This is a genomic window from uncultured Caulobacter sp. (assembly GCF_937900395.1).
Classification (GTDB): Bacteria; Pseudomonadota; Alphaproteobacteria; order Caulobacterales; family Caulobacteraceae; genus Caulobacter.
Genome location: NZ_CALCDX010000036.1, coordinates 1 through 11903, shown reverse-complemented (window position 1 = coordinate 11903; position 11903 = coordinate 1). Strand labels below are relative to the sequence as shown.

Sequence of the window (11903 nt, the reverse complement as noted above, 5' to 3'; positions counted from 1 at the left end):
GTCGGCGACGACCGCAACGCCATGCTGGCGGTCTATGAGGGCAAGGTCCGCGTCGCCCACGACACGGTGGACGCGCTGTCGGGCGTGTTCCTGGGCCGCGGCGACACGGTCCGCGTCGAGGCCGTGACCGACGCCCGCGTCCTGCTGCTGGCCGGTCGTCCGATCAACGAACCGGTCTTCTGGCACGGGCCGTTCGTGATGAACTCGCGCGAGGAGATCGTCCAGGCGTTCGACGACTTCCAGCGGGGACGGTTCTAGGGGCGGTTATCTTCACGACACGGGCGTGGGAATTTGGCGCACGTTCCGAATGCGCCTCTAGGCCAGAGCCGGCGGGGCGTCCTTCAGCACCCGCTGGACGACCGAGCCCAGCTGGCCTTCCGAAACCGGCTTGAACAGCACCGCCGCGGGGTGGTGGCTCTCGATGCGCTCCAGCGTCGCCGGCTCGCGCGAACCGGTGATGAAGATGACCTTCGAGCCGACCTGCTCGCTGATGTCCGCCGAGGCCTGGATGCCGTCGCGCTCGCCCTGCAGGCGCACGTCCATCAGCACGATGTAGGGCTGGTGGGCGTGGGCCATCTCCAGCGCGCCGTCGGCGGTGGCGGCCGTGCCGCAGACCTCCAGGCCCATGTCCTCGACATAGATGCGCAGCGTCTCGGTGATGATGAACTCGTCGTCGACGATCAGGACGCGATTGGGGTGCAGCATCAGGCGGTCCTCGGCGGGGGGAGGTGGGCCTCCCAGCAGACGCCCTTAGTCTGAATCGCCTCGATGCGTCCGCCCAGTTGTCGAACGAGCCCGTCGACGATGGACAAGCCGGAGCGGCGCTGCTTCTGGAAATTCGCGGGCAGGCCGACGCCGTTGTCGGCGACCCGCAACACCACTTCGCCCGCCTCGGCGGCGCCGAGGGTGACCTGGATCTTGCCTGATCCCGACGGAAAGGCGTGCTTCAGCGCGTTGGTCGCCAGTTCGGTGATCAGCAGGCCAAGGGGCACGGCGAAGTCCAGATCGACGGCCAGCGGCGCGACGTCGAGCGCCAGGGTGACGTTCTCGGGCGCGTCGATCCTCAGGTGCGCGACGAGCTCCGTCAGGAAGGCGCCGGCGTCGAAGGTCTTGAGGTCCTTCGAGCCCATCAACTGGTGGTGCACGAGGCCTAGCGCGAAGATCCGCTTGCGCAGCTCTTCCATCGCGGCCCTCGCGCTCGGATCGCCCAACTGGCGCGCCCGCATCAGCAAGAGGCCGTCGACCACCTGAAGGTTGTTCTTCACCCGGTGATAGACTTCGCGCAGCAGGAGGTCGCGTTGTTCGAGCGCCGCGGTGCGCTCGGCCACCAACTGTTCGAGCTGCGTGTTGGCCTCGCTCAGCGCCTCGCGGGCGGCGTTCTCTTCCTTGATCTTCTCCACCACGGCCTGACGGGCGGCGATCAGCTCCAACTCGTAGGCCCGGCGTTCGGGAGCCGAGAACAGCGCGCCGTAGCGTCGGTCATTGTCCGTTTCGTCCGGGGTGAGGGTCAACAGCACCGCGCGCGGTCGCCCATCCGCATGCTCCAGCTCAAGGAAGATTTCCTCGGCCGCGCCCTCGTTCAGCAGGGCGTGCTCGACCTTCAACGCGTAGATGAACTGCGACGACCGGGTCAGCAGGGCCCGCAAGGGGCGACCGACAAGGTCCTGCTGGGACGTCCCGACCATCCGGGCCATCCTGGGGTTCGCCGCGCGGATGATCATGTCGCCGTCGGCTTCGAAGAGACCGACCGGAGCGGTCTCTCCCAGCGCCCTGCCGCCGCTGCTCAAGAGGGCGTCTCCGCCAGGAACCGCTCGATGGCGTCGATCACGATCCCCGGGGCGCTGAGCTGGGGATAGTGCCCCCGGACGTCCATGATCTCCAGGCGGGCGCGCGGGACGTGATCCGCCAGGAAGCGCGCGGCGGCCAGCGGAACGACCACGTCCGCCTTGGCCTGCAGGACGACCGTCGGGACCTTGCACTCGCCGAGATGGGCGCGATGGTCGGACATGAAGGTCGCCTCGGCGAAGCGGCGCGTCAGCTCGGCGTTTTCGCGGCTGAAGCTGAAGATCAGTTCCTGGGTGAGGGCGGGATTGTCGGGCTGATCCATCACCTTGGGCGCCAGCGCTCTGGCCCAGCCCTGGAAATCCAGCTCCATGAGGCCGAGGAAGTCCTCGACATCCTTCGGATCGAACCCACCCTCGTAGTCGCCGTCGTTCAGATAGCGTGGCGAAGCGCCGATCATGATCAGCCGGCCGATCCGGTCGGTGCGCAGGCTGGCCAGCAGCGAGATCATGCCCGAGACCGAATGGCCGGCCACGCTGACGTCCCGCAGGTCCAGCGCGTCCAGGATCTCGACCAGGTCGTCGGCATAGCCCTCGAGACCGCGATAGCGCTCGGGGTCGTAATGCGCGAAGTCCGAGGCGCCAGAGCCCATGTGATCGTAGAGAACCACCCGCCGGCGGGCGGAGAGCTCCGGCGCCATCCGACGCCAGATCGTCTGGTCGGTGCCAAAGCCGTGCAGCAGGACGAGCGGAGGCTCGCCGGCTCCCATCTCATTGACGGCGTGCGCCCTGAGCATGGCCTCTTCGCGTTCGGAGAAGGCGTGAGCTCGCCTGACGACCTCATGCGACAAAGCGATCGACCCCATTCCCAGCGGATTTCACCGCCTTTTTGTACACTTTTTGGGCGAACGCCAAGGATGTCAATGCAACCCCAGGCCGGCGGCCCTGTCGTGGAGCCGCAAGCTGGGTGTCGCTCGCCGGGACTTCAACGGATTTCCGGATCAAGGTCGGCTTCGAAGACTTGGAAAAGTCTTGAAGCGGCTAGCGTCACGCAATGGCCAAGCTTGTCAGCCGCCGACCGCCGCCGCCGCGAAATCACGCCAGCGCTTGGCTTCCTTGCGGAAGTGGCTGTGGGTCTTGGCGAGGCGCTTGTCGATCTCGGCCAGCTGCGCGCGGGCCTCGTCCTTGCGGCCCTGGCGAGCGAGGAAGACGGTGTAGCGGGCGACGCCCTCGAAGCCCGGATAGTGGTCGGCGGCCCAGCGCAGGGCGGTCTCGGCCTGCTCGTCGCGCGCCAGGGCCTGATAGACGCGGCCCAGCGCCAGCATGGTGTGGGGCGTGCGGCCAGCGTTGGGGGTTTCGCCCAGCTTTTCCAGCAGGGGCAGGGCCTCGCCCGGTCGGTTCAACTCGATCAGGGCGTTGGCGCGGCCCAGCAGCAGCTGTGGGTCGTCGGCGTACATGCCCGTCAGGCTGTCGGCGTAGAGGCGTTCGGCCTCGGCGTGCTTGCCAAGCTCGGTGGCGGCCACCGCCAGGCGGACGCGGTTGGCGACGGTGGGGGCGTCATCGACGGCCTTGGCGGCCTCGCGGTACTCGCGCTGCGGGTCCAGCGCCTGGCGCGCGGCCTGCCCCACCTTCCGGGCGGCGCGGCCGCCCAACAGCTCGGGCAGGATCACGGCGACCAGATAGACCACTCCGCCGACCGGCTGGAACAGCAGGATAATCCACAGCCAGTACATCTCGCGGTGCGTCCGAACGACGTGGACGCACAGGGCGATCGAGAACAGCAGCGACAGGCCAAGCAGCGGCAACGGAAGCGAGAACATGTATGCGTCTTCTCGCGCCGGGCCGACGGCGTCAATCGTCGGTTTTCGAGGGCTTGCGGGGATCGGCCTTGGGCGCGGGGGCCAGGCGCATGACCTCGGCCTGGTAGCGCTCGTCGTCGCCGGCCGCCGCAAAGGGCAGGGCGTCGGCGATGGCGTCCAGCATCGGGTCCAGCCACTGGTGCTCGACCTTGTGGAAGTCGCCCAGCACGTAGTGCATGACCGCGTCCTTGTGGCCCGGATGGCCCACGCCGATCCGGCCGCGGCGGAAGGCGTCGCCGACCTGGCTGGTCACCGAGCGGATGCCGTTGTTGCCCGCCGCCCCGCCGCCGGCCTTCATGCGAAAGCGCCCCGGCGCCATGTCGATCTCGTCGTGGAAGACGATGACGTCGGCGGGCGTCAGCTTGAAGAACTTCATGGCCTCGCCCACGGCGCGACCGCTCTCGTTGTAATAGGTCTTGGGCTTGAGCAGCAGCAGCTTCACCGGACCGTCGGGGGTCGACACCTGGCCCTCGCAGGCCAGGCCCTGGAAACGCGCGCGCCAGGGGGCCGTCCCCCACTTCCGCGCCAGGGCGTCGACGGCCATGAAGCCGACGTTGTGGCGGTTCTTCTCGTACTTGGGCTCGGGATTGCCCAGGCCGGCGAGGATCAGCATCGCGGAGTTCTCGGGAAGCTCAAACGAAAACGGGCGGACCCGAAGGCCCGCCCGTCTCTATATCGGTTCGGTCGGAAGACCGAGCGGATTAGCCTTCGACGGTGGTGTCGCCGGCGTCCGACTGGGCGGCCGACGAGGCCTTGACGTTGGCGATCACGAAGTCGCGGTCCATGGCGGGCTTCACGCCGGCCGGCAGCTTGACTTCCGAGATGCGGATCACGTCGCCGATATCGTGCGAGGCCAGGTCGATGACCAGCTCTTCCGGGATCTGGTCGGCCGGGCAGGCCAGCTCGACGGTGTGACGGATGACTTCCAGCGTGCCGCCCTTCTTCAGGCCGACCGAGATGTCCTGGTTCTTGAAGTGAACCGGCACTTCGATCTTGATCAGCTGGTGCTCGTCGACGCGGTACAGGTCGAAGTGGATCGGCTCGTCGGTGACGGGGTGGAATTGCACGGCCTTGGCGATGACCGATTGCTTCTCTTCGCCGTATTGCAGCGTGACCAGGTGGCCCAGCAGCTTGCCGGTATACAGCGACTTGCGGAATTCGTTGGCCTTCACGGCGATGTTCACCGGAGCCTTGCCGCCGCCGTACAGGACGCCGGGGACCTTGCCTTCGCGGCGGGTGGCGCGCGCGTTGCCGGTGCCGGCGCCGTCGCGGACTTCAACGTTCAGAATGATCTCGGCCATGAGGCTGTCTTTCTCGAGAGCCGGATGCTCTCGTCTGTGACCTGGCGCCTATGGCCGTATCGCCACGCTCGCCCGGTCGTTTTGGGGTCGCGCTACATACACAAAAGGGCCGGGCGACGCAACGCCCGGCCCTTTCCGCGTCGGAGATGGGAAAATCAGCTCTTCTTGGCGGCCGGCTTCTTGCCGCCGGTCTTGGCCTTGCGGGAGTTGCTGCCCGCGCCCCTTACGGCGATCGACTCCTTGACCGGCAGCACGCGCGGCGCCTCGGGCGGCAGATTGGCGCCCGCGCCCTTGGCGATGCAGGCGCCGGTGTCCATCAGGATGTGCTGGCCCAGGCAGAAGATGTCCTCGTAGTGCGGCTTGGACACCGCCAGGCACTGATAGAGGTTCAGCTTGGCCATGTTCAGGCAGTTGCCCGTGGCCCAGTCGGCGCTGAGGGCGTCGATGGAGGCCAGGTTGTTGTCGCCGGCCGCGCCGAGGGCGGCGAGGGCCGCCACGGCCAGGCCGCGGATCACGACGGGCTGGTAGGGGGCGGGGGCGGCGCGGGGCGTCAGGCCCAGGGTCTGACCGCCCAGCGAAGCCTGCTGCAGCACCGCGACATCGGCGCTTTCGGCCAGGGCCGGCGTGGCCGACAGGGTCTTGGCCGCGGCCAGGCGGCCGTCGCGATCGCTGACGACGCCCTTGGACCAGGACGAGTGCTGCACGTCGTAGGCGGCCTGCTTCACCGCCTTGCCGGCCGCGTAGACCTTCAGGCCATCGCCGCCGATCTGGTCGATGATCAGGCCGGCGGCGCTGTCGGCGCCCTTGAACACCGCCGCGTACGACGGGTTGGAGAAGATGTTGTTGATCATCTCCTGGCGCTGGGCGGGATGGGCCGCGACCTCGCGCACCGAGGCGACGAAGGTAGGGTCCTGCAGGGCCAGGACGGCGGCGTAGGCCACCGCGCCGTTCATGAACGACTTGGGCTCATAGGCGGCGCCGACCTTCAACGAGGCCTGGATCTGGTCGCCGTTCTGGAACGTCGGCGAGACGGCGGCGGCGCGGCTCATGTAGCCGCGGAAGGCGCTGGCGCGCTCGATGACCTGGGCCGACAGCGTGATCGGCGGGACGGGCGGCGGCGCCTGGACGACCGGCGGCGGCGGCGGGGGCGGGGAGCTACAGGCGGCGATGATCGCCGTCAGCGCCACGGCGGTCGTCGCGACAACGACGCGCGTACGCGAAAAGGAACGCATTCGAAACTTCCCCATCAGTCTTGGCAGGCCGGCTCGGCCGAAGCGCGTAGCAGCTCCGGCGGGCGGCATTGTGACTGTCGCTCCGTTAACCAAGCTTTTACAAGCGTGGCCGTGGTTTCGCGGAAATTGGGGGCGCGGCGATTAACCACGATCGCCGCTGCATTCCCTAGAGCTGGACAGGCCCTAGTCGAACAGCTTCGACACCGACTCTTCGTTGGCGATCCGGCGGATGGCCTCGCCGATCAGCGGGGCGCACGAGACATAGCGGATCTTGGGGCAGGCCTTGGCGGGATCCGAGGCCTCGATCGAGTCGGTGACGACCAGTTCGGTCAGCACCGAATTGGCGACGCGATCGACCGCCGCGCCCGACAGCACGCCGTGGGTGATGTAGGCGCTGACCGACTTGGCGCCGTGGTTGATCAGGGCCTGGGCCGCGTTGCACAGCGTGCCGGCCGAGTCGGCGATGTCGTCGAACAGGATGCAGCGGCGATCCTTGACGTCGCCGATGATGTTCATGACTTCCGATTGGCCGGGGCCCGAGCGGCGCTTGTCGACGATGGCGAGGTCGGCGTCGTTCAGGCGCTTGGCCAGGGCGCGGGCGCGCACCACGCCGCCGACGTCCGGCGACACGACCATCAGGTCGTCGCCCATCGGATAGTGCTTGCGGATGTCGTCGGCCATCAGGCGCGAGGGCAGCAGGTTGTCGGTCGGGATATCGAAGAAGCCTTGGATCTGGCCGGCGTGCAGGTCCATGGTCAGGACCCGGTCGGCGCCCGAGCGGGTGATCAGGTTGGCCACCAGCTTGGCCGAGATGGGCGTGCGGCCGCCGGTCTTCCGGTCCTGGCGGGCGTAGCCGAAATAGGGCAGCACGGCGGTGATCCGCTTGCCCGACGCGCGCTTCAGGGCGTCGATGCAGATCAAGAGCTCCATCAGGTTGTCGTTCGCCGGATAGCTGGTCGACTGGATGACGAAGACGTCCTCGCCCCGCACGTTCTCGTCGATGGTGACGAACACCTCGAGGTCGGCGAACCGGCGCACCTGGGCGCGGGTCAGCGGCATGTCGAGATATTCCGCGATCGCCTGGGACAGCGGGCGGTTGGAGTTGCCGGACAGCAGCTTCATTGGGGATATCTCGGGGTGGGGGTCGCCGTTGCGGCGCCTTCTAGCAGGCGAAGCTCTGGAAACAAGTGTTAACGGCCAGACTTTTTCGATTCCGTGATCGGACGATCCCCGACGTGGCGCGGGCGCCTCACGCCTCCAGCATGATCGCCGACAGCAGGCGGCCGTAGTCGCCCTCGTTGTTCAGGTAGGCGCGGCGGTTCGAGAAGAACCATTCCTCCTCGGCCCGCGTGTCCCGTCCGACCCATTCGCGACGTTCCACGCCGGCTGTTTCCAGACGGTCCAGCACGAAGGCGGGCAGGTCGAAGAAGCGCTTGTCCTCGGAAACCCCAGGCTTGAAGAACCGGCCCGAGCCCGGGCAGTCGGCCTCGAACTTGTGTAGGAAGTCGAGGCCCACCTCGTAGGACTTCGGCCCGATGCAGGGACCGACGACGCCGGTCATGTTGGCCGGGTTGGCGCCCAGCTCGACCATGCGGTCGACCGCGGCCTGGACGACGCCGTCTAGCGCCCCGCGCCAGCCCGCGTGGGCGGCGGCCACGACGCGGGCGTCCGGATCGACCAGCAGCACCGGCGCGCAGTCGGCCGCCATGGCGCCGCAGATCACGCCCGGGGTCTTGCTGATCACCGCGTCGCCTTGCGGACGGGCGTCGCCCCACGAACCGTCGGCCGTGATCGCGATCGTCGAGTGGATCTGGTAGCAGACGTTGAGGTCTTCGGGCCCACCGCCGAACCAGCGGGCGATGCGGGCCCGGTTCTCCTCGACGTCGGCCGGCTCGTCCTGGCTGCCGCGTCCGACGTTCAGGCTGGCGTAAATCCCCTTCGAGACCCCGCCCTGGCGCGTGAAGAAGGCGTGCTTGACGCCGGGCAGGCTGGCCAGCAGCGGCGACTGGACGGTGGGCAGGTCGGGTGTGTGGGTCATGTCGCGTCCTCGAAGAGGGGGGGCGAAAGGTCGGGCGCGCACAGACACGCCACCTTGAACAGGCTCCCCATCTGCGCCTCGCCGAGCAGGCGATCAAGCTGTCTTCCGATCTGCTCGGTCTTGTCGGGCTGACGGGCGGCGAGCGCTTCGGCGCGGTCGAGGATCCCGAGCGCCAGCAGGAACTGGGCCTGGGTCAGGATCGGGCCGGCCTTGGCGCCGGCCTCGCGGGCGGCGGCGACCACCGACGGGAAATCGGCCCAGACCGTCAGGTCGGCCAGGCCCGCCGTCTTCAGCGGATCGACCTTCTGGTGGTTCTGGATCGCCTGCAGCGTATCGCCGGCTTCCGGCTGGGCGCGGCCATAGTCGATCAGCAGCGCCGCGCCGCCGTCCGTGACGAGGCGATGGGCGATGTCCGAGGCCAGGGCCGCCTGGGCGGGGGAGGCTTCGAAGACGGCGCCGACGGGCAGGCTCTCCTCCCCCGCGAGCGGGGGAGGGGGACCGGCGAAGCCGGTGGAGGGGGCGCGTCGAGAGGGAGAATTTAAGGGCCGCAGCCCAAACGCCAGTTCGCCGTCGTCGCCCAGCCCGATCACCCGCTCGGCCCAGCCGTTCTGGGTGCGGACGAACTGCCGCGCCGGCAGGCAATCCAGCAGCTCGTTGGCGACCAGGAGCGTCGGGGCGCCGCCCGGGACCTCGTCGAGGCGCGAGGCCCAGCGGGCGCGATCGCCCAGCCGCTCGGCTTGTCGGGCCTTCAGCGGTTCGGACACCTCGACCAGCCACACGTCGGCCGCGTCGAGAAGGTCCGGCGCCACGCGCGCGGCGCGCAACAGGTCGCTCATCAGCGTGCCGTCGCCGGGCCCCATCTCGACCAGGCGGAACGGGGCGGGGCGGCCCAGGCGCGTCCAGGTCTCGATCATCCAGAGGCCGATCAGCTCGCCGAACATCTGGCTGACCAGGGGCGCGGTGATGAAGTCGCCGCCCGCCCCCAGATCTGGTCGCGTGGCGTAGTAGCCGTCGCGCGGGTCGTGCAGGCAACGGGTGAAGAATTCGGGCGTGGCGATCGGCCCGTCATGGGCGATCTGGGCCTTGAGGCGCTCCAGCAGGCTCATGGGCTCAGGCGGCGGTCTCGGCGGGCGCGCGCAGCGCGCGCCACAGCATCCACCCGCCGATCAGGATCATCGGCGCCGACAGCATCATCCCCATGGTCAGGCCGAACGGGAAATCGGGCATGCCGATGTCGGGGTTGCGCACGTTCTCCAGCGACAGGCGGAACAGGCCGTAGGCCAGCAGGAAGGTCGCGACGATCGCGCCGCGCCGCTGCAGCCACTTCAACCGGTAGATGGCGAAGGTCAGGATCAGGAACAGCAGCAGGCCTTCGAGGCCGGCCTCGTAGAGCTGGCTGGGGTGGCGCGGCAGCTCGCCCGCCGGGCAGATCCCCTGCGGGTGGCTGGCGCGGATCGTCTGGTTGCAGAAGATGATGCCCCACGGATGCTCCGTGACCCGACCCCACAGCTCGCCGTTGATGAAGTTGGCGATGCGGCCGAAGAAGATGCCGATCGGCGCGACGGGGGCGACCAGGTCGCCCAGCTTCAGCATGTCGATCCTGTTGCGGGTGGCGAACAGCGCGATCGCCGCGCAGACGCCCAGGAAGCCGCCGTGGAAGGACATCCCGCCCTCCCAGATCTTGAAGACGTCGGTCGGATGGGCCAGCAGCCAGGTCCGCTGGGCCTCGTTCGGCAGCATGTAGAAGAGGATATAGCCCAGGCGACCGCCCAGGATGATGCCGAGCGTGATCCACAGGACCAGGTCGTCGATCTGCAGCGGCGTGGCGGTCGGCGTCCGGCCGCCCCACAGGCTGGGCGTCTTCACCAGGCGCACCGCGTAGCGCCAGCCCAGCAGGATGCCCGCCACATAGGCCAGGGCGTACCAGCGCAGCGCCAGCGGGCCCCATTGCAGGGCGAACGAACCGATGTGAACGACCGGGTCGATGTCGGGGAAGATCACGTGCTCGGGCTCCGCTCGGGACAGATCGTCGCAGTCGTATAAAGCGCGTCAGGCGAAAGTGTGAGCGGTTTCGCCGCTCGGACGCGCGTCCAGGAAAGTCGCGTCAGGCGAAAGTGTGAGCGGTTTCGCCGCTCCGACGCGCGCCTAAGGACTCCTAGGCTCTTCGCTTTCACCCCTTGTTTCCCATATAAGGAGGGCTCGCCCATCCGCGGGCGCGTGGAAAGCCGATGCAAACCCAGAATCCGATCCTCGACGAATTCGCCAAGCTGACCCAGGCGGCCATGGGCATCGCCCAGACGGCCGGCGAGGAGGCCAAGGCCGCGATGCGCGCCCAGGCGGACCGGCTGGCGGCTGAGTTCGACCTGATCCGCCGCGACGATTTCGAGGCGCTGAAGGCCGAGGTGGCGGCGCTGCGGGAAGAGATCGCCAGCCTCAAGGCGGCTCCTAAGGACGCCAAGAAGGCGCCCGCCAAGAAGAGCGCGGCGACGGGCGAATAACAGGCTTAACAGCTCGCCCCCGGCGTGAAGCGAGTTGAGACGAACGCCGCGAAGCAGATTACTGTCCTCGGTACGTGAGCGAATCACGGCGGGGGCGACCCCCGCCCGCGCTGGCGGGGACGCAGGATTCTCATGGACACCCAACCGGAAGAAGACGACGTCCTGATGGCTCTCGACCCCCTCGAGGTGGTCGAGCATGTGCTGTCGGCCGAAAACCTGACCTTTGATCGCACCGAGGACGGCGACCTGGCCTTCGCGCTGAAAGGCGACTGGAAGGACTACGAGCTGTGGTTCGCCTGGCGGCCCGAAGCCGACTGCCTGCAGCTGTGCCTGTCGCTGGACCTGCGCGCGTCGAAGACCAAGCGCACCAACGCCTACGAGCTGCTGGCCCTGATCAACCAGCGCGTCTGGCTGGGCCATTTCGAGGTCTGGACCGAAGACGGCGAGGTCGTGTTCCGCCACGCCCTGGCCCTGCCGGCCGGCGAGCGCCCGACCATGGCCCAGGCCGCCTCGATGATCGACGCGGCGGTGGAGGCGGCCGACCGCTTCTATCCGGCCTTCGACTTCCTGCTGCACGGCGCCAAGACCCCGGACCAGGCGATGGCCGCCTGCATGTTCGAGACGGTCGGCCAGGCCTGATTTGGTCTGGACTTCCCTTCTCCCCCTGCGGGAGAAGGTGGCCTGCGAAGCAGGTCGGATGAGGGGTCTCTCCGCGTCCGAAGTTCGATGGGCCTGACGGGCGTCGCCGCGCGACCTCTCATCCGTCGCTTCGCGACACCTTCTCCCGCAAGGGGAGAAGGGGATGATTGCGAAAGGCTCCGTCATGACTCCCATCCTTCTCCTCGGCGCCGGACGCATGGGCGGCGCGCTGATCCAGGGCTGGCGCGAGGCCGGGGCCTTCGCGGCCGTCGACCTGATCGTCCGTGATCCGAATATCGAACCGGCGGCGCTTCCTGGCGCGGTCGTCAATCCGCCGCTGGAGGCGCTCGGCGCGGCCAAGACCGTGTTGATGGCCGTGAAGCCGCAGATCTGGCGCGAGGCGGTCAAGGACGTGGTCCCGCACCTCGCGCCCGACGCCGTGATCGTCTCGATCGCCGCGGGCGTTCGCGCCGCCGACATCTCCGAGGCCTTCGGCGGCCGCCGCGTCGCGCGGGTGATGCCGACCACCGCTGTCGCCATAGGTCGCGGCGCGGC

Annotated in this window: 15 protein-coding genes; 4 read left to right on the top strand and 11 right to left on the bottom strand. The window is 68.4% G+C overall.

Annotation, left to right across the window (positions count from 1 at the left end):
• A partial coding sequence (locus Q0379_RS02920) for a pirin-like C-terminal cupin domain-containing protein (protein ID WP_299004077.1) occupies nucleotides 1–258 on the top strand: 258 nt, incomplete at its 5' end.
• Nucleotides 259–315: 57 nt separating this feature from the next.
• On the opposite strand, the gene Q0379_RS02915 is transcribed toward Q0379_RS02920, so the two are convergent.
• From Q0379_RS02915 to lgt, 11 genes are all read right to left on the bottom strand, one after another.
• Entirely contained in the window at nucleotides 316–705 is a 390-nt protein-coding gene (locus Q0379_RS02915; protein WP_299004075.1) for a response regulator, read from the bottom strand.
• Nucleotides 705–1787: a histidine kinase dimerization/phosphoacceptor domain -containing protein gene (locus tag Q0379_RS02910; protein ID WP_299004073.1), complete on the bottom strand. Its 1083-nt coding sequence runs from the start codon at nucleotides 1785–1787 to the stop codon at nucleotides 705–707. Before Q0379_RS02910 ends, Q0379_RS02915 begins: the two co-directional genes overlap by 1 nt.
• The gene (locus Q0379_RS02905) at nucleotides 1784–2578 is read right to left on the bottom strand and encodes an alpha/beta hydrolase (protein WP_299004070.1); all 795 of its coding nucleotides are present in this window, start codon (nucleotides 2576–2578) and stop codon (nucleotides 1784–1786) included. The genes Q0379_RS02910 and Q0379_RS02905 overlap by 4 nt, the downstream gene beginning before the upstream one ends.
• 270 nt (nucleotides 2579–2848) lie before the next feature.
• Nucleotides 2849–3601, bottom strand: a complete 753-nt coding sequence (locus tag Q0379_RS02900) for a hypothetical protein (protein ID WP_299004068.1) — start codon at nucleotides 3599–3601, stop codon at nucleotides 2849–2851.
• A gap of 31 nt (nucleotides 3602–3632) precedes the next feature.
• Nucleotides 3633–4253 carry an aminoacyl-tRNA hydrolase gene (pth, locus tag Q0379_RS02895; protein WP_299004066.1) on the bottom strand — a complete coding sequence of 207 codons (621 nt, stop codon included), beginning with the start codon at nucleotides 4251–4253 and terminating at the stop codon, nucleotides 3633–3635.
• A gap of 88 nt (nucleotides 4254–4341) precedes the next feature.
• Entirely contained in the window at nucleotides 4342–4941 is a 600-nt protein-coding gene (locus tag Q0379_RS02890; RefSeq protein ID WP_299004064.1) for a 50S ribosomal protein L25/general stress protein Ctc, read from the bottom strand.
• A 155-nt stretch (nucleotides 4942–5096) separates the two neighbouring features.
• Nucleotides 5097–6173 (bottom strand): hypothetical protein, encoded by a 1077-nt coding sequence (locus tag Q0379_RS02885; RefSeq protein WP_299004062.1) that lies wholly within the window; start codon nucleotides 6171–6173, stop codon nucleotides 5097–5099.
• A 183-nt stretch (nucleotides 6174–6356) separates the two neighbouring features.
• Nucleotides 6357–7295 carry a ribose-phosphate pyrophosphokinase gene (locus tag Q0379_RS02880; protein ID WP_299004060.1) on the bottom strand — a complete coding sequence of 313 codons (939 nt, stop codon included), beginning with the start codon at nucleotides 7293–7295 and terminating at the stop codon, nucleotides 6357–6359.
• A gap of 127 nt (nucleotides 7296–7422) precedes the next feature.
• Complete coding sequence (pgeF, locus tag Q0379_RS02875) at nucleotides 7423–8211, bottom strand: peptidoglycan editing factor PgeF (RefSeq protein WP_299004057.1); 789 nt, start codon at nucleotides 8209–8211, stop codon at nucleotides 7423–7425.
• Nucleotides 8208–9317 (bottom strand): class I SAM-dependent methyltransferase, encoded by a 1110-nt coding sequence (locus Q0379_RS02870; protein WP_299004055.1) that lies wholly within the window; start codon nucleotides 9315–9317, stop codon nucleotides 8208–8210. Before Q0379_RS02870 ends, pgeF begins: the two co-directional genes overlap by 4 nt.
• A gap of 4 nt (nucleotides 9318–9321) precedes the next feature.
• On the bottom strand, nucleotides 9322–10212 hold the full coding sequence (gene lgt / locus Q0379_RS02865) for a prolipoprotein diacylglyceryl transferase (RefSeq protein WP_299004053.1): 891 nt from the start codon (nucleotides 10210–10212) through the stop codon (nucleotides 9322–9324).
• A 227-nt stretch (nucleotides 10213–10439) separates the two neighbouring features.
• On the opposite strand from lgt, the gene Q0379_RS02860 reads away from it, so the two are divergent.
• The 3 genes from Q0379_RS02860 to Q0379_RS02850 all read left to right on the top strand — a co-directional run.
• Nucleotides 10440–10709 (top strand): accessory factor UbiK family protein, encoded by a 270-nt coding sequence (locus Q0379_RS02860; protein ID WP_299004051.1) that lies wholly within the window; start codon nucleotides 10440–10442, stop codon nucleotides 10707–10709.
• A gap of 132 nt (nucleotides 10710–10841) precedes the next feature.
• Entirely contained in the window at nucleotides 10842–11348 is a 507-nt protein-coding gene (locus Q0379_RS02855; RefSeq protein ID WP_013077743.1) for a YbjN domain-containing protein, read from the top strand.
• Between the two features lie 184 nt (nucleotides 11349–11532).
• The coding region (locus Q0379_RS02850) for an NAD(P)-binding domain-containing protein (RefSeq protein WP_299004044.1) at nucleotides 11533–11903 on the top strand (371 nt) is incomplete at its 3' end.

Bases quoted from the DNA above. Each gene is read 5' to 3' on its own strand.
- Q0379_RS02900 (WP_299004068.1), bottom strand. From the start codon at position 3,601: ATGTTCTCGCTTCCGTTGCCGCTGCTTGGCCTGTCGCTGCTGTTCTCG.
- Q0379_RS02890 (WP_299004064.1), bottom strand. From the start codon at position 4,941: ATGGCCGAGATCATTCTGAACGTTGAAGTCCGCGACGGCGCCGGCACC.
- Q0379_RS02885 (WP_299004062.1), bottom strand. From the start codon at position 6,173: ATGCGTTCCTTTTCGCGTACGCGCGTCGTTGTCGCGACGACCGCCGTG.
- Q0379_RS02870 (WP_299004055.1), bottom strand. From the start codon at position 9,317: ATGAGCCTGCTGGAGCGCCTCAAGGCCCAGATCGCCCATGACGGGCCG.
- pgeF (WP_299004057.1), bottom strand. From the start codon at position 8,211: ATGACCCACACACCCGACCTGCCCACCGTCCAGTCGCCGCTGCTGGCC.
- Q0379_RS02855 (WP_013077743.1), top strand. From the start codon at position 10,842: ATGGACACCCAACCGGAAGAAGACGACGTCCTGATGGCTCTCGACCCC.
- Q0379_RS02860 (WP_299004051.1), top strand. From the start codon at position 10,440: ATGCAAACCCAGAATCCGATCCTCGACGAATTCGCCAAGCTGACCCAG.
- Q0379_RS02880 (WP_299004060.1), bottom strand. From the start codon at position 7,295: ATGAAGCTGCTGTCCGGCAACTCCAACCGCCCGCTGTCCCAGGCGATC.
- Q0379_RS02905 (WP_299004070.1), bottom strand. From the start codon at position 2,578: ATGCTCAGGGCGCACGCCGTCAATGAGATGGGAGCCGGCGAGCCTCCG.
- Q0379_RS02915 (WP_299004075.1), bottom strand. From the start codon at position 705: ATGCTGCACCCCAATCGCGTCCTGATCGTCGACGACGAGTTCATCATC.
- pth (WP_299004066.1), bottom strand. From the start codon at position 4,253: ATGCTGATCCTCGCCGGCCTGGGCAATCCCGAGCCCAAGTACGAGAAG.